Origin of the sequence: Streptomyces humi, from assembly GCF_001005085.2 — a bacterium.
Taxonomy (GTDB): domain Bacteria; phylum Actinomycetota; class Actinomycetes; order Streptomycetales; family Streptomycetaceae; genus Streptomyces; species Streptomyces humi.
Window position 1 is genome coordinate 1 of record NZ_LBMU02000051.1, and the last position, 21,989, is coordinate 21,989.

Sequence of the window (21,989 nt, forward strand, 5' to 3'; positions counted from 1 at the left end):
GTGTCGGGTGATGTGGGGGCGTTGGAGGAACTGCTTGCGGCTTGTGAGGCGGAGGGGGTGCGGGCGCGGCGGATTCCGGTGGACTATGCGTCGCATTCGGCGCATGTGGAGGAGATCCGGGGTGAGTTGCTGGGGTTGCTGGAGCCGGTGCGTCCCCGCTCTGGTGGGGTGCCGTTCTATTCGGCGGTGACCGGCACCGTGGTGGACGGTGCTGTTCTGGACGCGGAGTACTGGTTCAGGAATCTGCGGCAGACTGTCGATTTCCGTGGTGCGACGAGGGCGTTGCTTGAGGACGGCTTCGACGCTTTTGTCGAGGCCAGTGCGCATCCGGTGCTGACCGCGGCTGTCGAGGAGACGGTCGAGGAGATGGACGCGGACGCGGTGGCGCTGGGCACCCTGCGCCGTAACGAAGACGAACAGCGGCGCATGCTGCTCTCCCTCGGCGAGGCCTTCACGGCCGGACTCCCCGTCCAGTGGACCGTGCTCGCGGAGAGTTCGGGCCGTCGGGTGGAGCTGCCGACGTATGCGTTCCAGCGCGAGCGCTACTGGCTGGAGCCGGTGCGGACAGAGGTGACCGATGCGGCGGGCCTGGGCCTGGAGGGGCTTGGGCACGGGCTGCTCGGCGCCATGGTGCCGGTGCCGGACTCCGACGGCGTGGTGCTGACAGGGTCGCTGTCGTTGCGGTCGCATCCCTGGCTCGCCGAACACGCGGTCTTCGGCACCGCACTCCTGCCCGGGACGGCGTTCGTGGAGATGGCGCTGCGGGCCGGGGCCGAAGCCGGTGCGGGCGAACTGGAAGAACTGGTGTTGGAGACACCTCTGTTGCTGCCGGGTGAGGACGACGTACAGCTGCACGTGAGTGTGGGCGGTGCGGACGAGTCCGGGCACCGCGCGGTGGTGGTGCGCTCCCGTGCTGGTGAGGACTGGACCGTCCATGCGCGCGGAGTGGTGACGCCGCCCGTCGGTGACCGGCCCGTCGCGGCCGTGGACGTCTGGCCGCCGACGGGTGCGAAGCAGCTGGATGTCTCGGCGCTGTACGACGAGTTCGCCGCGGCCGGCTACGACTACGGGCCACTGTTCCAGGGCGTCCGGGCCGTCTGGCGCGGGGACCGGGAGGTCTTCGCGGAGGTCGAGTTGCCGCAGGACGCCGGTCACGGATTCGCCGTGCATCCCGCGCTGCTGGACGCCGCACTGCACGCACTGGTGCTGATCGATCCGGACGCGGACGGGGTCGGTGAACCCCGGCTGCCGTTCTCCTGGACCGGCGTGTCCCTCGCATACACCGGCGTCACCTCACTGCGCGTGCGGCTGACCGCCACCGATGACGGAGGCGTGTCGGTGTCGGCCGTCGACACCTCGGGGCGCCCCGCTGTATCGGTGGAGTCGCTGGTGCTGCGCGAGGTGAGCGCGGACCAGTTGCGGGTCGACCGGCAGGAGGGCCTCTACCGTCTGGAATGGCAGCCGGTGCCCGGTGAACCGGTGCGGGCGACCAGCGAACGCTCCGTGATCCTGGGCGCCGACGGCGACCTCGCAGTCCTCGGAGAACGCGTCCCTGATGTCGTCGTTGCCCCCTTCGCACCTGGTGGCACGGCTCCGGAGGGGGTGGCGGAGCAGGCGCGGTCGGCGACTCAGCGGGCCCTGACGCTGATACAGGGTTTCCTCGCCGAGGAGCGTCTGGCCTCGACTCGGCTGGTGTTCCTCACGCACGGCGCGGTGGCGACGCGGCCGGGTGATGACGTCGGCGATCTGGTCAACGCACCCGTGTGGGGCCTGGTCCGCTCGGCGCAGCGCGAGCATCCCGATCGTCTGTGGCTGGTGGACGGCGCCGACGAGGCACTGGCCGCACACCTGGCCATGGGCGAGGAACCGCAGTCGGCGGTGCGCGACGGCGCGGTTCTCGTCCCGCGGCTCGTACGGCACGCCGCACCTTCCGCCGGCACAGCTGTGGGCTTCGGCGGGGATGTCGGCACCGTCCTGGTGACCGGTGGCACCGGCACGGTGGGTGCTCTGGTGGCCCGGCATCTGGTCACCGAACACGGCGTACGCCACCTGCTCCTGACCAGTCGGCGTGGACAAGAAGCACCGGGCGCAGCGCAGTTGGCGGCCGAGTTGGAAGCCGTCGGGGCCCAGGTCACCGTGGCCGCATGCGACGCGGCCGACCGCGAGGCGCTGGCCGCCGTGCTCGCCGCCGTCCCGGCGGAGCGGCCGCTGACCGGCGTCATCCACGCGGCCGGCGTCCTCGACGACGCCACGGTCACCGGGCTGACGCCGGACCGACTCGACCGTGTCCTGCGGCCGAAGATCGACGCCGCGCTCAACCTGCACCACCTCACCAGGCACCACCACCTCGACGCCTTCGTCCTCTTCTCCTCGGCGGCCGGCGTGCTCGGCAGCCCCGGACAGGGCAACTACGCGGCCGCCAACGTGTTCCTTGACGCTCTCGCGGCGCACCGGGCCGCGGGCGGGCTGCCGGCGCAGTCGCTGCCGTGGGGGCTGTGGAGCGAGCGGAGCGAGCTGACGGCGTCGCTCTCGGACGTGGAGCGCGAGGGCACGGGACGCTCCGGTGTGCTCGGCCTGTCGTCCGGAGAGGCACTGGCCCTCTTCGACGCCGCACGGAGTTCCGGCGAGCCCGTCCTCGTGCCGATCCGTCTCGACCACGCGGCGCTCACCCGGCAGGACGTACCGCCGGTGCTGTGGCACGAGGTGCGCCGTCCGGGGCGCCGCGGTCCGGGGTCCGCGCGGCCGGTGGCCGTATCCGCTCGGGAGCGTCTGCTGCGGCTGCCCGAGGAGGAGCGCAGGGCAGGTCTGCTGGACCTCGTCCGCACCCATGTCGCCGCGGTGCTGGGCCACTCCGACACCGGTTCGGTGACGGCGGAGCGCGCGTTCAAGGATCTGGGCTTCGACTCGCTCACCGCCGTCCAGCTGCGCAACCAGCTGGCCTCGGCGACCGGGGTCAAGCTCCCGCCGACCGTGGTGTTCGACCACCCCACGCCGGCGGCGCTGGCCGAACGCCTCGGCGGTGAACTCTTCGACGCGGGACCGGACGCGGACTCGGCCGTCGTACTCCAGGAACTCGACCGCCTGGAGTCGGCCCTGCTCTCCTCCCTGTCCCGGCTCCCGGACCCGGAGCACGTGTCGTCCCGGCTGCGCGCCCTCGCCGCGAAGATCGCGGTGACCGACGGCGGCGGCAATGACATCGACCAGGAAATCGCCTCGGCCACAGCTGACGAGCTGCTCGGCCTCATCGACAAGGAATTCGGCTCCGTGTGACGCGGACGGGCTCCGAACGATGAGTGGCACTTCCCACGTGATCTTGAAAGGCGATGGACAACGCGATGGCAGAGCAGGAAAAACTCCTCGAGTACCTGAAGCGGATGACGGCCGATCTGCGGCAGGCGAACCAGCGGCTCAGCGACGTCGACGCGAAGGCGCACGAGCCGGTGGCCATCGTGGGCATGGGCTGCCGCTTTCCCGGTGGGGTGGGTTCGCCGGAGGAGTTGTGGCGGTTGGTGGCCACGGGTTCGGACGCGGTGTCGGGTTTCCCGGAGGACCGGGGCTGGGATCTGGAGGGTCTGTACGACGCGGATCCGGGTGTGCGGGGGAAGGTGTACACCCGCGAGGGCGGGTTTCTGCACGACGCGGCGGAGTTCGACGCGGGGTTCTTCGGGATCTCGCCGCGTGAGGCGTTGGCGATGGATCCGCAGCAGCGGTTGCTGTTGGAGACGTCGTGGGAGGCGATGGAGCGTGCGGGGATCGATCCGGCGTCCCTGCGCGGCAGTCGCACCGGCGTCTACATGGGCCTGATGTACCACGACTACGCCGTGCACACCTCCGGAGTCCCCGAGGACCTCGAGGGGCACCTCGGCACCGGCACGGCGGGCAGCATCGCGGCCGGGCGCATCGCCTACACGTTCGGCCTGGAGGGGCCCACGCTGACGGTCGACACGGCGTGTTCGTCGTCGTTGGTGACGCTGCACCTGGCGGTGCAGGCGCTGCGGCGCGGCGAGTGCTCGATGGCGCTGGCCGGCGGTGTGACGGTGATGTCCTCCCCGGCCGCCTTCCTCGACTTCAGCCGACAGCGCGGACTCTCCTCCGACGGCCGGTGCAAGGCGTTCGACGAGCAGGCGGACGGCACCGGCTTCGGCGAGGGTGTGGGTGTGCTGGTCGTGGAGCGTCTGTCGGACGCGCTGCGGCTGGGGCATCCGGTGCTGGCGGTGGTGCGGGGGAGTGCGGTCAACCAGGACGGTGCGAGCAATGGTCTGACGGCGCCGAACGGTCCGTCGCAGCAGCGGGTGATCCGGCAGGCGCTGGCGGATGCTCGGCTGGGTGCGGCTGATGTGGATGTGGTGGAGGCGCACGGGACGGGTACGCGGCTGGGTGACCCGATCGAGGCGCAGGCACTGATCGCGACCTACGGCCAGGAGCGCACGGGTGAACTACCGCTGTTCCTAGGTTCGTTGAAGTCGAACATCGGGCATGCGCAGGCGGCTGCCGGTGTGGGTGGGGTCATCAAGATGGTGATGGCTCTGAGGCACGGCGTGCTCCCCAAGACCTTGCATGTGGATGCGCCAACCTCGCATGTGGACTGGTCGGCGGGTGCGGTGGAGTTGCTGACCGAGCAGCGGGTGTGGCCGGAGCTGGAGCGACCGCGGCGGGCCGCCGTCTCCTCCTTCGGGCTGAGCGGCACCAACGCCCACGTCATTCTGGAAGAGGTCACCGCACCGGAGCCGGAAGCCGTGCCCCGCAAGCCGCACGGCCTGCTCCCCTGGGTGCTGTCGGCCAGGACGGAGACCGCCTTGCGGGCGCAGGCCGGGCGCCTGCACGCCTTCGTCACCGAGCGCCCCGACCTCGACCCGGTCGACGCCGCGTACTCCCTTCTGCGCCGCCGCACGGGGTTCGAGCGCCGGGCCGTCGTACTGGCCCAGGACCGCGCCGAACTGCTGGCCGGTCTCGCCGCGTTGGCGACCGGAGAACCCGCGGCATCGGTGGTGCGAGGCGCGCACGACGACGGTGGGCTGGCCTACCTGTTCACCTTCCAGGGCAGCCAGCGGCTGGGCATGGGACGGGAGTTGCACGACACGTTCCCGGTGTTCGCGGCGGCCTTCGACGAGGTCTGCGCCGAACTGGACCGGCACCTCGGCCGACCGCTCAAGGAGATCGTCCTCGCGCCCGAGGACAGCCCCGAGGCCGCGTTGCTGGCCCAGGCCGAATACGGCCACCCGGCGGTGTTCGCCCTGGAGGTCGCCCTCTACCGGCTGATCGAGCACTGGGGGATCCGCCCCGACGTGGTCTTCGGCGGCTCCAACGGCGACTCCGCCGTCCTCCACGTGACCGGCATGCTCTCCCTGGCGGACGCGGCCGCCTTCGTCACCACGCGGGGTCGACTGCTCCAGCAGACGCCTCAGGGCGGCACCATGGTCGCGATCGAGGCGTCCGAGGACGAGGTCCGCGCCTCCCTGCGGGGCCGTACCGGCACCGTCGACGTCGCGCTGGTCAACGGCCCCCGGCAGGTCGTCATCTCCGGCGACGAGGACCTTGTCGCACGGATCGGCGACGAGTGGCAGGCCGCCGGCCGGCGTACCCACCGGATGTCCTTCGGCCGGGCGTTCCACTCCGCGCACATGGAGCCGATCGTGGACCGGTTCGTGACGGCGGTCCGGGAGCTGGATTTCCACCCGCCGCGCATCCCGGTGATCAACTGCCTGGACGGCCGGCCCGCCGATCCCGCCGAACTCCGCTCACCGGAGTACTGGGGACGGCACGTCCGCGGCGCCGTCCGCTTCCTGGACGGCATGCGCACCCTGGAGGCCGACGGCGTCCGTACCTACCTGGAACTCGGCCCGGTCGCCATGCAGTCCCTGATGGGCCGCGAGTGTCTGGCCGAGGACAGCGACGCGGCGCTGCTCCCCACCCTGCGCGAAGGGCGCCCGGAGCCCGTCAGCCTGCTGACCGCCCTCGCCCACCTGTACGTCCGCGGCAGGGACTTCGACGCCGACGCCTTCTTCGGCCACCTCGGTCCGCGCCGCATCGAGCTGCCGACCTACGCCTTCGAGCGCGCGCACTACTGGCTCGCCGACTCCCCTTCCGCCGCCGGGGCCGCCCGGCCGGCCGACCTGGGTCTCGGGGCGGCCGACCACCGGTTGCTGGGTGCGGCGGTGTCGGTGGCCGGTGCCGACGAACTGCTGCTCACCGGCCGCCTGTCGCTGCGCACCCACCCATGGCTCGCGGACCACGCGGTCGCGGGCACGGTGCTGCTGCCCGGCACCGCCTTCGTCGACCTGGCGCTTCACGCGGCCGACCTGTCCGGCTGCCGGCTGATCGAGGAGCTGACCCTTCAGACTCCGCTCGTCCTGCCCGAACAGGGCGGTGTTCAGGTTCAGTTGGCGATCGGCGCCGCGGACGCGGCGGGCCGGCGCGGCCTGACGGTCTTCGCCCGGCCCGACGGATCCGCCGACCGGCCGTGGACCCGGCACGCCACCGGCACCCTGGCCGCCGATGCCGATGCCGATGCCGATGCCGATGCCGATGCCGATGCCGGTGCCGGTGCCGACGCCCACGCCGCCGGACCCGACTTCGAGCTGGCCCAGTGGCCTCCGCAGGGCGCCCGCCCGGTCCCGGTGGACACGCTCTACGACGGCCTCGCCGCCGCCGGACTCGACTACGGGCCGGTCTTCCGGGGCGTACGCGCGGCCTGGCGGCGCGGGACCGAGGTCTTCGCGGAGGTCACCCTGGCCGAGGAGACGGCCGACGGGTACGGCGTGCACCCCGCGCTCCTCGACAGCGCCCTGCACGCCTGGAGCCTGGCCGGGCCGGAGGCGTCCGACGGGCCGCGGCTGCCGTTCCACTGGTCGGGTGTGCGGCTCTTCGCGACCGGCGCGGACACCCTGCGGGTACGGCTGAGCCCGGCCGGCAAGGACGGGATGACGCTGGCGGTGGCCGATCCGACAGGGCTTCCGGTGGCGTCCGTGGAGTCGCTGACCGTACGGCCGGTCACCGCCGAGGCGCTGCGCGCGTCGTCCACGGCGGACGCGCTGTACCGCCTCGACTGGATCCCGGCGGACACCGCGGAGCCGCTGGCACCGGGCAGCTGGGCCCACGTCGGCTCCGCCGAGGACGACCATCACCCCTCCCTGGCGGCCCTGGCCGCCGCCGTCGACGCCGGTGCGGCCGTACCGGACGTGGTGGTCGTACGCGAACAGCCGGCGCTCGACGCCTCGCGCGACGCCGTCCACCGCACGCTGCACCTGCTGCGGGCGTGGCTGGCCGACGAACGGTTCGCCGCCGCCCGGCTGGTCCTCGTCACCACCGGTGCGACCGGCGAGCGGGTCAGCAGCCCGTCCGGTGCCGCGCTGCACGGCCTGGTGCGCTCCGCGCAGACCGAGCACCCGGGGCGGTTCGTCCTGGTCGACACCGACCGGCCGGGGGAGCCGCTCACGGCCGCGGTGCTCGGCACCGAGCCGCAGTTCCTCGTCCGCGACGGCGTCTGGTCGGTGGCGCGGCTGGCGCACGCCCAGCCGAACGCCGACGCGGCCGCCTTCCGGCCCGAGGGGACCGTGCTGGTCACCGGCGGCACCGGCACCCTCGGCGCGGCCGTCGCCCGGCACCTCGTGGTGGCCCACGGCGTCCGCCACCTGCTGCTGACCAGCCGTAGCGGACCGGCCGCCGAGGGCGCCGGGGCGCTGGCGGCCGAACTCGGCGAGCTGGGCGCCACCGTCTCGGTCGTCGCCTGCGACGCGGCCGACCGGTCGGCCCTCGCCGACCTGCTGTCCCGGATCCCGGCCGAGCACCCCCTGACCGGCGTGGTGCACGCGGCCGGGGTCGTGGCCGACGGACTCGTGGAGTCCCTCACCCCGGAGCAGACCGACGCGGTGCTGCGGCCCAAGGCCGACGCCGCGCTCCACCTCCACGAACTCACCCGGGAACTGGACCTGGCGCACTTCGTCCTGTTCTCCTCCGCCGCCGGGGTGTTCGGCGGCGCGGGCCAGGGCGCCTACGCGGCGGCCAACGCCTTCCTGGACGGCCTGGCCGCCCACCGCCGGGCGACCGGGCGGCCGGCGCTCTCGCTCGCCTGGGGCCTGTGGGCCGAACGCAGCGGCATCACCGGCCACCTGGCCGAGACGGACCTCGCCCGCATCGAGCGGGCCGGCTTCGCCCCGCTCACCGTCGAGGAGGGGCTGGCGCTCTTCGACGCCTGCCTCGCCGCCGACCGCGCGGTCCTGCTGCCGATGCGCCTCGACACCGCGCCCCGGTCCGGGAGGGAGGTGCCGCCGCTGCTCAGCGGTCTGGTGCGCACACCCCGCCCGGCCGCCCGTACGACCGCCGCGCTCGCCGCGACGCTTCGCGACCGGCTGCTCGCGCTGCCCGCCGCCGACCGCGACGGGATGCTGCTCGACGTCGTCCGCTCGCACGCCGCCACTGTCCTCGGCCACGCGTCGGCCGACGCCGTCGGGGCCCAGCACACCTTCCGCGACCTCGGCGTGGACTCGCTGAGCGCCGTCGAACTGCGCAACGCGCTCGGCCCCCTCACCGGCCTGGCGCTGCCTCCGACCCTGGTCTTCGACTACCCGACACCGGCAGCGCTGGCCGCCCATCTGCGCCGTGAACTCCTCGCGGAGGGCACGGACACCGCCGAGACCGTAGCCGCCACGGTCGACGAGCCGGTGGCCATCGTGGGCATGGGCTGTCGTTTCCCCGGTGGGGTGGGTTCGCCGGAGGAGTTGTGGCGGTTGGTGGCCACGGGTTCGGACGCGGTGTCGGGTTTCCCGGAGGACCGGGGCTGGGATCTGGAGGGTCTCTACGACGCGGATCCGGGTGTGCGGGGGAAGGTGTACACCCGCGAGGGCGGGTTCCTGTACGACGCGGCGGAGTTCGACGCGGGGTTCTTCGGGATCTCGCCGCGTGAGGCGTTGGCGATGGATCCGCAGCAGCGGTTGTTGTTGGAGACGTCGTGGGAGGCGATGGAGCGGGCGGGGATCGATCCGGCGTCCCTGCGCGGCAGCCGCACCGGCGTCTACATGGGCCTGATGAACCGCGACTACCTGACCAGGCTGCGCGCCATCCCCGAGGAACTGGAGGCGTTCCGTGGCACCGGCACGGCGGGCAGCGTGGCGGCCGGGCGGCTGTCGTACACCTACGGCCTGGAGGGTCCTGCCGTCACCGTCGACACGGCGTGTTCGTCGTCGTTGGTGACGCTGCACCTGGCGGTGCAGGCGCTGCGGCGCGGCGAGTGCTCGATGGCGCTGGCCGGCGGTGTGACGGTGATGTCCTCCCCGGCCGCCTTCCTCGACTTCAGCCGACAGCGCGGACTGTCCCCGGACGGCCGGTGCAAGGCGTTCGCGGAGGGTGCGGACGGTACGGGGTGGGCTGAGGGTGTGGGTGTGCTGGTGGTGGAGCGTCTGTCGGACGCGCTGCGGCTGGGGCATCCGGTGCTGGCGGTGGTGCGGGGGAGTGCGGTCAACCAGGACGGTGCGAGCAATGGTCTGACGGCGCCGAACGGTCCGTCGCAGCAGCGGGTGATCCGGCAGGCGCTGGCGGACGCTCGGCTGGGTGCGGCTGACGTGGACGTGGTGGAGGCGCACGGGACGGGTACGCGGCTGGGTGACCCGATCGAGGCGCAGGCGCTGATCGCGACCTACGGCCAGGAGCGCACGGGTGAAATCCCTCTGTTCCTGGGTTCGTTGAAGTCGAACATCGGGCATGCGCAGGCGGCTGCCGGTGTGGGTGGGGTCATCAAGATGGTGATGGCGCTGCGTCACGGCGTGCTCCCCAAGACCCTGCATGTGGATGCGCCAACCTCGCATGTGGACTGGTCGGCGGGTGCGGTGGAGTTGCTGACCGAGCAGCGGGTGTGGCCGGAGCTGGAGCGACCGCGGCGGGCCGCCGTCTCCTCCTTCGGGCTGAGCGGCACCAACGCCCACATCATCCTCGAACAGGCTCCCGAAACCGAGGACGTCCCCGGCACCGAGTCCGGGCCGATCCCCTGGGTGGTCTCGGGCAGGACGGAGACGGCTCTGCGAGCGCAGGCCGAGCGGCTGCACGCCTTCGTCACCGAGCGCCCCGACCTCGATCTCGACGCGGCCGCGTACGCCCTCTCGACCACGCGCACCACGTTCGACCACCGGGCCGTGGTGGTGGCCGGGGAACGCGAGGCGCTCCTCGGCGGACTGGCCGCGGTGGCCGCCGGCGAACCCGCCGCCGGAGTCGCACAGGGCCGGCAGCACACGGGTCGGCTCGCCGTCCTCTTCACCGGACAGGGCAGCCAGCGCCCGGGCATGGGACGGGAGTTGTACGACACCTTCCCGGTGTTCGCGGCGGCCTTCGACGAGGTCTGCGCCGAACTGGACCGGCATCTCGACCGGCCGCTCAAGGAGATCGTCTTCGCGCCCGAGGACAGTCCCGAGGCGGCCCTGATCCACCAGACCCGATTCACCCAGCCCGCGGTGTTCGCTCTGGAGGTCGCCCTCCACCGGCTGATCGAGCACTGGGGTGTCCGCCCCGACGTCGTGGCCGGCCACTCGATCGGCGAGCTGGCGGCCGCCCACGTCATCGGCCTGTTCCCGCTGCCGGACGCGGCGGCCCTGGTGGCGGCCCGCGGGCGGCTGATGCAGGAGCTGCCGGCGGGCGGGGCCATGGTCGCCGTCCAGGCCACCGAGCCGGAAGTGCTGGAGCTCATCGGGGACATGGCGGACCGGGTCGGTGTCGCCGCCGTCAACGGGCCCTCCGCCGTGGTCCTGAGCGGTGCCGCCGAAGCCGTGCTCGACCTCGCCGGGCAGCTGCGCGCCATGGGCCGCAAGACCAAGCGCCTGGAGGTCAGCCACGCCTTCCACTCACCGCTGATGGAACCGATGCTGGACGGGTTCGCCGAGGTGGCGCGTGGTCTTCGGTTCGCCCCGGTCACCACCGCGTTCTTCTCCACCCTGACCGGCGGCCCGGTCACGGCGGAGGAACTCGGCACTCCCGAATACTGGGTTCGGCACGTCCGGGGGGCCGTGCGGTTCCACGACGTGGTGGGTGCCCTCGCGGCCGACGGAGTGACCACCTTCCTGGAACTCGGCCCCGACGGCGTACTGTCCGCGATGGGCCCCAACTGCCTGTCCGCGGACGCGGAAGCCGTCTCCTTCATCCCCTCCCTGCGCGACGGCACCGCCGAGCCACAGAGCCTCACCAAAGCGGTGGTCCAACTGCACGTGCACGGCGTCCCGGTCGACTGGCCGGCCTTCTGCGGCACCCCGGTGGACTGGTCGGCCGCGTTCGACGGACCCCGCCCGCCCCGCACGGAGCTGCCCACCTACGCCTTCCAGCGGCAGCGTTACTGGCTCGACGCGCCACCGGCGCAGCCGGAGGACCTGGGTGCCGCCGGGCTCGCACCCGCGGACCACCCACTCCTGGGCGCCGCGATCGAACTGCCGGACTCCGACGGCCTGTTGTTCTCCGGACGTCTCGCGGCCCACACCCAGCCCTGGCTCGCCCAGCACACCCTCGCCGGGACGCCGGTGCTGCCCGCCTCGGCCGTGGTCGACATGGTCCTGCGGGCCGGCGACGAGACCGGCTGCGCCCTCGTCGAGGAACTGGTCCTGGAGGCCCCGCTGGTCCTGCCCGAACAGGGTGGCACGCAGCTCCGGCTGACGGTCACCCCGTCCGGCGAGGGACGCACCGTCCAGCTGCACTCCCGGCCGGAAGGGGCGTCCGGTTCCGGCGGATGGGTCCGCAACGCCCACGGCACGCTGCGCCCCGCCGGTCCGGCCCCGGACACCGGCCTGGCCGTGTGGCCGCCGGACGGCGCCGTACCGGCCGCGGCCGAGGACCTGTACGAGCGCCTGGCGCGGGCCGGGCTCGACCACGGGCCGGCGTTCCAGGCCGTCCGGGCCGTGTGGCGCCGCGACGCGGAGCTGTACGCCGAGCTCGCCCTCGACCCGGCCGAGGCGCAGGAAGCCGGCCGGTACCGGGTGCACCCCGTGCTGCTGGACGGCGCGCTGCACGCGCTCGGCCTGACGGACACGGCCGGCGAACTGCCCATGTCCTGGTCGGGCGTGTCCGTGCACGCCACCGGCGCCACCGCCGCCCGCGTCCGTGTCACCCCCGCCGCACCGGGCGAGGTCTCCCTCCTGCTGACCGACCCGGCCGGACTGCCGGTCGCGTCGGCGGACTCGGTGGGCCTGCGTCCCGCACCGGCCGACCTGCCCCGTCCGGCGGCCGAGCGCCCCGCCCCGGCTGCCCGCCCGGCCCGGCGCACGGTCACCGCCGAACCCGTCGCGGCCCCCGGGGCCAGGGACCGGCTGCTGGCGCAGACACCGGACGAGCGGGCCCGCACGCTGCTCGACATCGTCCGCCGCGGCACCGCGCTGGTCTTCGGGCACTCCGGAGCCGACGACGTCGACCCGGAAGAGTCGTTCAAGGACATCGGCATCGACTCGCTCACCGCGGTCGAACTGCGCAACCACGTGACGGCGGCCACCGGCCTGCGGGTGCCCCCGACCGTGCTGTTCGACTGCCCCACCCCGGCCGCGCTCGCCGCTCGGCTGGACGAGGAGGCGGCCGCCGAGCTGTCCGGGGTGCCCGAACTCCACCGCGAACTGGACCGGTTGGAGGCACTGCTCGCCGCGCTGCCCGACGCGGGGACGGAACACGAGGAGATCTACGCCCGGTTGCGTGCCCTCACCGGTACCCGTGACCGGCCGGGGGACCGCACGGCGGACGCCGACCTCGAGTCCGCCACCGCCGAGGAGATCTTCGACCTGCTGGATGCCGAACTGGAGTCGTCGTGAGCACGCAACCCGTGACCAACGAGGCGAAGTACCTCGACTACCTCAAACGCGCGACGGCCGACCTGCGCGAGGCCCGCAGACAGGTGCGCGAACTGACCGACCGGCAGCACGAACCGGTGGCGATCATCGGCATGAGCTGCCGGTACCCCGGCGGTGTCGCCGACCCCGACGGGCTGTGGGAGCTGGTGGCGGAAGGACGCGACGCCATCTCCGGGTTCCCGGACAACCGAGGCTGGCCCGGCGACAGCGCGGGCCACGGCGGATTCCTGCACCAGGCCGACGAGTTCGACGCCGACTTCTTCGGCATCTCACCGCGCGAGGCCCTGGCCATGGACCCCCAGCAGCGGCTGCTGCTGGAAGCGGCCTGGGAGGCGTTCGAGGCGGCCGGCCTCGACCCGTCCGCGGCCCGCGGCGAGCAGGTGGGCGTCTTCACCGGCCTCAACCTGCACGACTACGCGACCCGGGCCGCGGCCATACCCGCCGAGGCCATGGGCTACCTCAGCACCGGCAACGCCGGCAGCGTCGCCTCCGGGCGGATCGCCTACTTCCTCGGCCTGGAGGGCCCGGCCGTCACGGTGGACACGGCCTGCTCCTCCTCCCTGGTGGCACTGCACCTGGCGGCACAGGCGCTGCGCCGTGGGGAGTGCGGCATGGCCCTGGCCGGCGGTGCGACGATCATGAGCTCCCCGGGCGCCTTCGCGGACTTCGGCGCCCAGGGCGGCCTGGCCGCCGACGGCCGGTGCAAGTCCTTCGCGGCCTCGGCCGACGGCACGGCCTGGGGCGAGGGCGTGGGACTGCTCCTGGTGGAGCGGCTGTCCGACGCACGGCGACTGGGGCACCCGGTACTGGCCGTGCTGCGCGGCTCGGCCGTCAACCAGGACGGCGCCAGCAACGGCCTGACCGCGCCCAGCGGCCGCGCCCAGCGCCAGGTGATCCGGCAGGCGCTCGCGGACGCCGGACTGAACCCGGCGGACGTCGACGCCGTCGAGGCGCACGGCACCGGTACCCGGCTCGGCGACCCCATCGAGGCCCAGGCCCTGCTCGCCACGTACGGCCAGCACCGCCCGGCGGGCAGTCCGCTCTGGCTCGGCTCGCTCAAGTCGAACATCGGGCACACCATGGCGGCGGCCGGCGTGGGCGGCGTGATCAAGATGGTGCAGTCCATGCGCCGGGAGACGCTGCCGAGGACGCTGCACGTGGACGCGCCGTCGGCCCAGATCGACTGGTCGGCGGGGTCCGTCGCGCTGCTGACCGAGGCACGCCCCTGGCCCCGGACGGACCGGCCCCGCCGCGCGGCCGTCTCCTCCTTCGGCATGAGCGGCACCAACGCCCACGTCATCCTCGAAGAGCCGGATCAACAGCCGACGGAAGGGCCGACGAATCAGCCCGTGGGACGGCCAGCGGAACGTGCGGCGGATCAGCCCGCGGAACGGCCTGCGGAACGGTCGGCGAAGCAGCCCGCGGAACGGCCGGAGGAACAGCCCGCGGAACGGCCCGTGGGCCAACCGGTGGTACGGCCTGGGGGTGGGCCTGCGGAACGGCCCGTGGGCCAGCCGGTGGTACGGCCTGTGGGTGGGCCTGTGGGTGGGCCTGTGGGTGGGCCTGCGGAACGGCCCGTGGGTCAGCCGGCGGGACGGCCCGGGGAGCCCGCGGAACAGGACGCGCATCCGCCCGCGAACCAGGCCGCCGGACCGGTCCCGGAGCAGTCGGCCGCGGCACGGTCCGAGGCGCGGTCCGAGGCGTGGGACGAGCGAAGGGGTGGCCCCGCGCCGTTCGGGGATTCCCGGGGCCCCCTGCCCTGGGTGCTCTCCGCCCGCACGCCGCAGGCGCTGCGCGCCCAGGCGGCCCGGCTGCACACGCACCTGCTGACCCGTCCGGAGCAAAGCGGCGCCGACGTGGCGTGGTCCCTGGCGACCGGCCGGGCCGCACTGGAGTACCGCGCGGTCGTCGTCGCCGACGGCCGCGAGGCCCTGCTGGACCGGCTCGGAGCCCTGGCGGACGGCCGGGACGCCCCGCACACGGTCCGTGGCACGGCGGCCGCCCGGACGGCCGGCCGCACCGCCTTCGTCTTCCCCGGCCAGGGCTCCCAGTGGCGCGGCATGGCCATCGAACTGGCCGCCTCCTCCGCCGTGTTCCGGGACCGCCTCACGGCCTGTGAGGAGGCGCTCGCACCCCACGTCGACTGGTCGCTGGCCCGGGTACTGCGGGGCGAGCCGGACGCGCCCTCCCTCGACCGCGTCGACGTGGTCCAGCCGGCCCTGTTCGCCGTCATGGTGTCGCTCGCCGCCTTGTGGCGGTCGTACGGCATCGAGCCCGACGCCGTCGCCGGCCACTCGCAGGGCGAGATCGCGGCCGCCTGCGTGTCCGGCGCCCTCTCGCTGGAGGACGCCGCACTCGTGGTGGCCCTGCGCAGCCAGGTGCTGACGCGACTGGCCGGCCGCGGCGGCATGGTGTCCGTCGCGCTGCCGGCCGACCAGCTGGCGCCCCGGCTCGCCCCCTGGACGGACCGGATCGCGGTCGCCGCCGTCAACGGACCGAACGCGACGGTGGTGGCCGGTGACGCCGACGCCCTGGACGAGTTCCTGGCGCGGAGCGAGGCGGACGGCCTGCGGGTGCGCCGTGTCCCCGTGGACTACGCCTCCCACTCACCGCACGTCGAGGCCGTCCGGGAGGACGTACTGGCCCGGCTGTCGGCCGTCACGCCGAAACCCGCCGAGGTGCCGTTCTACTCGGCGGTCACCGGGACGCAGCTCGCCGGGACGGAGCTGGACGCCGACTACTGGTACCGCAACCTGCGCCGGCCGGTGCGCTTCGACGAGACCGTCCGCCTGCTGATCCAGGACGGCATCCGGTACTTCGTCGAGGCGAGCCCGCACCCCGTGCTCGTCGGCGCCGTCGAGGAGACCGCGGAGACCACCGAGGCCGGCCGCGCCGTCACGGTGACCGGCACACTGCTGCGCGAAGAGGGCCACCCCGCCCGGTTCCTGGAGTCGGCCGGTGAACTGTACGTCCGGGGCGCCGCCGTGGACTGGACCGCCGCGCTGCCGCCCGCCCGCCGTGTGGAACTGCCGCGCTACGCCTTCCAGCGGCGGTCGTTCTGGCTGGCGTCCACGCCCGCCGCGACGCTCCCCGCCGCCCCCGTGGCCGCGTCGGCCGCCGAGGAGGAGACCGGCGCACTCCAGCGGAGCCTGGCCGGCCTGGCCGACGACGGGCAGCGGGCCGCCGCGGTCACCGACCATGTGCGCGCGACCGCCGCCACCGTCCTGGGCCACGCCGCGCCCCAGGACGTCGATCCCGACCGGTCCTTCGTCGAGCTCGGATTCGAGTCCCTGACGGCCCTGCAACTGCGCAACCGGCTGCGGGACGCCACCGGTCTCTCCCTGCCCGCGACCCTCGTCTTCGACCACCCGACGGTGAACGCGCTGGCCGCACACCTGTCGGAGCGCCTGGGACAGCCCGCGGAACCGGCGGGCGACCCGCTCACCGGCCTGTTCCGGCAGGCGTACCGCACCGGTCGGCTCACGGAGGGGTTCCGGCTGCTGACCGCGGCCGCCGCGCTGCGACCGGACTTCGCCACCCGGGCAGAGGCCGACCGCTGGCCCACGCCGCTGCGCATCACCGAGGGCGCCGGCGACCTCGCCGTGATCTGCCTCCCCTCGCTCAGTGCCGTCTCGGGACCGCAGGAGTATCTGCGGCTCGGTGCGGCGCTCGGCACCGCAGGTGAGGTCTGGGCTCTGCCGCACCCCGGCTTCGCCGCCGGTGAGCCGCTGCCACGCTCGGCGGAGGCGTTGATCGGCGCCCAGGCCGAGACCGCCGTGGAACTCGCCGCCGGCCGCCGGACCGTACTGCTCGGCCGCTCCTCCGGCGGCTGGATCGCGCACGCCGTGGCCGAACACCTGGCCGCGCTCGGCACTCCGGCCGCCGCCGTCGTCCTGGCCGACACCTTCTCCCGGACCGCGGACGGATCCAGCACCCGGCTGATGGTCTCGCAGTTGCTGGAGAACGAGGAGGCCGCCGAACTCCTCGACGACCAGCGCCTGGTGGCGATGGGCGGCTACTTCCGGGTCTTCGCGGACTGGACCCCGCAGGCCCTGGAGACCCCGGTGCTGCTGCTGCGCGCCACCGACGACGTCCCCGGAGCGGACCCCGGCGAACGGGGGGCCGGCTGGGAGCACTCCCACCACGTGATCGACGTACCCGGAGACCACTTCTCGATGCTCGACGAACACCATCGGACCACCGCCGACGCCATCGCGTCCTGGCTGCGCACGGAGGTACGGGGATGACCAACGCCCTGGCTGCACAGGAACTCTGGATCCGCCGCTACCACCCGGCACCCCAGGACACCGACCTGACACTGGTCTGCTTCCCCCACGCGGGCGGCTCCGCCAGCTACTTCCGCCCGCTCGCGGGCGCCCTCGCCACGGTCGCGGAGGTGCTGCCGGTGCAGTACCCGGGCCGACAGGACCGCCGGGCCGAGCCGCCGATCACCTCGATTCCCCGGCTGGCGGACGAGATCCTCGACGTGCTGGAGTCGCTGCCCCGGCGCCGGCTGGTGCTGTTCGGGCACAGCATGGGCGCCTGCCTGGCCTTCGAGGTGGCCCGCCGCTGCGAGCAGCGATCCTCGCTGGAGCTGCTGGGGCTGGTCGCCTCGGGCCGCACCGCCCCGCCCAAGCTGCGCGACCGAGGCGTCCGATCGATGGACGACGACGGCGTCATCGCGGAGATCCGCCGGCTGAACGGCACCGACGACCGGCTGCTCCTCGACGACGACGTCATCCGGATGATCATGCCGGCCATCCGGGGCGACTACGAGGCGGTGGAGTCGTACCGGTACGAGCCGGGTCCACCCCTGCGCTGCCCCATCAGCGTGCTGGTGGGCGACGACGACCCGCAGGTCACCCTGGCCGAGGCGGAGGAGTGGCGCGACCACACCGAGAGCGGCTTCACCCTGCGCGGCTTTCCGGGAGGCCACTTCTACCTGGCGGAGCAGAACACCCAGGTGGCCCGCGCGCTCACCGAGGACCTGGCACGTTTCCGCTGACCGATTTCCCCCGCCGGCGCCAGCGTCGCCGGCGATTCCCCCCGAAGAAGAAAGAACTGGTATGGCAAACGAACCGGCCACCCCGGCACGACCGTCGTTCGGACTGACCGTCCTGGCCGTGTCCCTGCCGATGTTCATGGTGGCCCTGGACAACCTGGTGGTCACCAACGCCCTGGCGTCCATCAGACGCGACCTCGGCGCCTCGGTCCAGGGCCTTCAGTGGGTCACCAACAGCTACATCCTGGGCTTCGCCAGCCTGTTGCTGGTCGCGGCCGGTCTCGGCGACCGGTACGGACGGCGCAAGGTCTTCGTCTCCGGGCTCACGCTGTTCGTGCTGTTCTCGGTCGGCTGCGCGCTGTCCACGTCGACCGCGGCACTCATCACCCTGCGCGCCCTCCAGGGCATGAGCGCGGCCGCGGTACTGCCGCTCTCCCTGACGATGCTGACCCTGGCCGTGCCGCCGGAGAAGCGGGGCGTGGCGATCGGTGTCTGGTCCAGCATCAGCAGCCTGGCGGTCGGCGTCGCCCCCCTGATCGGCGGCGCCATCACCACCGGCATCGGCTGGCACTGGCTGTTCTGGCTGAACGTCCCCATCGGCCTGATCGCCGTGCCGCTGGTGCTGCGCGTCCACGCCGAGAGCCGTGGCCAGGCAGCCGGACTCGACGTCCTCGGGCTGCTGCTCGGTGCCGCCGGGGTGCTCGCCCTGGTCTGGGCGATCGTGGACAGCAGCGAGTACGGCTGGACCTCCGCCCGCGTGCTCGGGATGTACGCCTCGGCAGCCGTGCTGCTGGTGCTCTTCGTCCTGTGGGAGCGGCGCACCGCCCAGCCCCTGCTGCCCCTGCGCATCTACCGCAGCCGGGCCTTCACCCTGGCCAACGTCTCCTCCCTGGCCGTGTACTTCGGCCTGTTCGGTTCGATCTTCTTCCTCGCCCAGTACCTCCAGGTGGTCCGCCACCACTCGCCGTTCGTGGCCGGTCTGTGGACGCTGCCCTGGGCGGTCATGCCGACGATCTGCGCGCCGTACGCCGGCAAGCTCATCCCCAAGGTCGGCCCCAGCAAGCTGATCGCCGCCGGGCTGGGACTCGCCGCCCTGGGCCTGGCCTGGTGCGCGCTGATCTCCGACCCGGGCACCGCCGACTGGCAGATGGTGGCGCCGTACATGCTGTGCGGCATCGGCACCGGTCTGATCTTCGCACCGAGCGCGACGGTGGTGGTGAGCTCCGTCCAGCCGCTGGACATCGGCAAGGCGTCCGGCACCAACGCGACCGTCCGCGAGATCGGCAGTGCCCTGGGCATCGCCGTCCTCACCACCGTGTTCACCAGCCGGGGCGGCGACTACCTCTCCCCGGCGGCCTTCAACGACGCGATGATCCCCGGCCTGTGGATCTGCGTCGCGGTCCTGCTGGCCGGCGGCGCCGTGGCGCTCGGCATCCCGGCGCTCACACCACCCGCCCCCGCCCCTGCCCCCGCGGCCAAGCAGCCGGCTCTCGACTGACTCCCACTTCACAAGGAGCACACGCACATGGTCACCTTCACCGACCTCTACGCCCAGTACGGTGTGAAGTCCCCGCACGACCTGTTCGAACAGCTGCGTGAGGAACGCCCGCTGTTCCAGGTCGAGTTGCCCAACGGGGTGCCGCTGTGGCTGGTCACCCGGTACGCCGACGCCAGGGCCGGCCTCGGCGACGCGCGGCTGTCCAACCGGATCGGCACCCGGATCGTCGCCAAGGACGTCCTGCCCGCCGAGATCCGCGCCAGCATGGGCACCCACATGCTGCGGGTCGACGGCACCGACCACACCCGGCTGCGCCGGCTGGTCTCCTCCGTGTTCACGGCCAAGCGCATCGAACGGCTCCGGCCCATGATCGAGCAGATGACCAGCGACCTGCTCGACAAGATGGCCGTCCAGGAACACCCGGACGCCATCCGCGACCTGGCCTACCCGCTGCCCATGCAGGTGATCTGCGAACTGCTCGGCGTGCCCGTCACCGACCACGAGCGCTTCCGCACCTGGTCGAACGCCTACCTCGCCGGAGTGGGCACCCAGAACTTCCCCGTCGACGTGGTCACCGAGTTCGTCCACTACGTCCGCGACCTCGTCGAGCAGAAGCGGGCCGAGCCGGACGACAAGCTGCTGTCCGCGATGATCTCCGCACGGGACAACGAGGACCGGCTCGCCGAGAACGAGCTGACCTCGATGTGCTTCCTGCTCATCATCGCCGGCTACGAGACCACCGTGAACCTGCTCGGCAACGGCACCGCCCTGCTGCTCGCCGACCCCGAACTCGCCGACGGCCTGCGGGCCGACCACGAGGCGATCCCGGGGGCCGTCGAGGAGTTCCTGCGCTACGAGAGCCCGGTGCCCGGCGCGAGCTTCCGGGTCGCCACCGAGACCCTGGAACTCGGCGGCCAGACCATCGAGGAGGGCGAACTCGTCCTCATCTCACTGCTGTCGGCCAACCGCGACGAGCGGATCTTCGACGACTCGATGACCTTCGACGCCGAGCGCAGCCCCAACCAGCACATGGCCTTCGGCTACGGCATGCACTACTGCCTGGGCGCCCCGCTGGCCCGCCTGGAGGCACACATCGCCTTCCGTCAACTCCTGGAACGCTTCCCCAAGATGGAGCGCCTGGACGCCTCGGCCGACCTCAAGTGGCGGCCCGGACTGGTGATGCGCGGCCTGACCGAGCTCCCGGTGAAGCTCAACCAGTAGACCCGACCGGGGTGGTGGCCGGGGGCGCCCCGGCCACCACCCGCGGACCCGAGCCCTTCCGAAACGACACCGACAGGAGTCTGTGGTGACAGCCGACCTGGTCGCCGCGATCGAGTCGCCGGACGCGACGTCACGCGATTTCGCGAACATGCCGATACCGGAGTCCTATCGAGCCGCCGTGCTCTTCAAGGACGAACAGCACATGTTCGACGGAGTGCCGGTCTCCGACCGGGAGCCCGCGAAGGCCCTGCACCTTCACGACGTACCGACCCCGGAACCCGGCCCCGGCGAGGCCCTGATCGCCGTCATGGCGAGCTCGGTCAACTACAACACGGTGTGGAGCGCGCTGTTCTCGCCCGTGCCGACCTTCGCCTTCCTCGAACGCTACGCCCGCACCGGAGGCCCGGCCGCGCGGCACGACCAGCCCTACCACGTCATCGGCTCCGACCTGGCCGGAGTGGTGCTGCGCACCGGGCCCGGCGTACGCCGCTGGAAGTCCGGCGACCGGGTCGTCGCGCACTGCCTGTCCGTCGAACTCGAGGACGCGGCGGGCCATGACGACACGATGCTGGACCCCGAGCAGCGGATCTGGGGCTTCGAGACCAACTTCGGCGGCCTGGCCCACCTCGCGCTGGTGAAGGCCAACCAGCTGATGCCCAAGGCGGCCCACCTCACCTGGGAAGAGGCGGCCGCACCCGGCCTGGTCAACTCCACGGCGTACCGCCAGCTGGTCTCGCGCAACGGTGCGGGCATGAAGGTCGGCGACAACGTCCTGATCTGGGGCGCGGGCGGCGGCCTGGGCTCGTACGCCACCCAGTACGCGCTGGCGGGCGGCGCGACGCCGATCTGCGTGGTCTCCAGCGACCAGAAAGCGGAGATCTGCCGCACGATGGGTGTCGAGGCCATCATCGACCGCAGCGCGGAGAACTACAGCTTCTGGAAGGACGAGCGCACCCAGGACCCCAGGGAGTGGAAGCGTCTCGGCAGCAGGATCCGCGAGCTGACGGGCGGTGAGGACGTGGACATCGTCTTCGAGCACCCGGGCCGCGAGACCTTCGGCGCCTCCGTCTACGTCGCCCGCAGGGGCGGCACCGTGGTCACCTGCGCGTCCACCTCCGGATACCGGCACGAGTTCGACAACCGCTACCTCTGGATGCACCTCAAGCGGATCATCGGCTCCCACTTCGCCAACTACCGCGAGGCCTGGGAGGCCAACCGGCTCGTCGCCAAGGGCCGTATCCACCCCACGCTCTCCCGCACCTACCCGCTCGCCGAGATCGGGCAGGCCGTGGCCGACGTGCACGGCAACCGCCACCACGGCAAGGTCGGCGTGCTGTGCCTGGCCGCCCAGGAGGGCCTGGGCGTCACCGACCCCGAGCTGCGGGCCCGGCACGAGCCGGCCATCAACCGGTTCCGGACCGGCTGAACCCGGCGGCACGGCCGCCGTACCGGACCCCCCACACAT

6 protein-coding genes and 1 pseudogene are annotated in these 21,989 nt (G+C 73.0%); all 7 read left to right on the forward strand.

Annotated elements, in window-relative coordinates; all coding sequences use genetic code 11:
• The first annotated feature begins 12 nt into the window (after positions 1-12).
• The 7 genes and pseudogenes from AAW13_RS23550 (at position 13) to ccrA (ending at position 21,950) form a co-directional block, all read left to right on the forward strand.
• The gene (locus tag AAW13_RS23550; protein ID WP_276207599.1) at positions 13-3,270 is read left to right on the forward strand and encodes a type I polyketide synthase; all 3,258 of its coding nucleotides are present in this window, start codon (positions 13-15) and stop codon (positions 3,268-3,270) included.
• 65 nt (positions 3,271-3,335) lie between these two features.
• A complete protein-coding gene (locus AAW13_RS46005) occupies positions 3,336-12,764 on the forward strand; it encodes a type I polyketide synthase (RefSeq protein WP_167391730.1) in 9,429 nt (3,142 codons plus the stop codon).
• A pseudogene (locus tag AAW13_RS23560) lies at positions 12,761-17,011 on the forward strand (type I polyketide synthase); the annotation flags it as partial. The gene AAW13_RS46005 and the pseudogene AAW13_RS23560, both read left to right, overlap by 4 nt.
• 35 nt (positions 17,012-17,046) lie before the next feature.
• Positions 17,047-17,808: a thioesterase II family protein gene (locus AAW13_RS23565; RefSeq protein ID WP_046727500.1), complete on the forward strand. Its 762-nt coding sequence runs from the start codon at positions 17,047-17,049 to the stop codon at positions 17,806-17,808.
• 61 nt (positions 17,809-17,869) lie between these two features.
• Entirely contained in the window at positions 17,870-19,303 is a 1,434-nt protein-coding gene (locus tag AAW13_RS23570; RefSeq protein ID WP_046727499.1) for an MFS transporter, read from the forward strand.
• A 27-nt stretch (positions 19,304-19,330) separates the two neighbouring features.
• On the forward strand, positions 19,331-20,524 hold the full coding sequence (locus AAW13_RS23575) for a cytochrome P450 family protein (protein ID WP_063777042.1): 1,194 nt from the start codon (positions 19,331-19,333) through the stop codon (positions 20,522-20,524).
• A gap of 148 nt (positions 20,525-20,672) precedes the next feature.
• Positions 20,673-21,950, forward strand: a complete 1,278-nt coding sequence (gene ccrA, locus AAW13_RS23580) for a crotonyl-CoA carboxylase/reductase (protein WP_046727507.1) — start codon at positions 20,673-20,675, stop codon at positions 21,948-21,950.
• Positions 21,951-21,989: the final 39 nt, after the last annotated feature.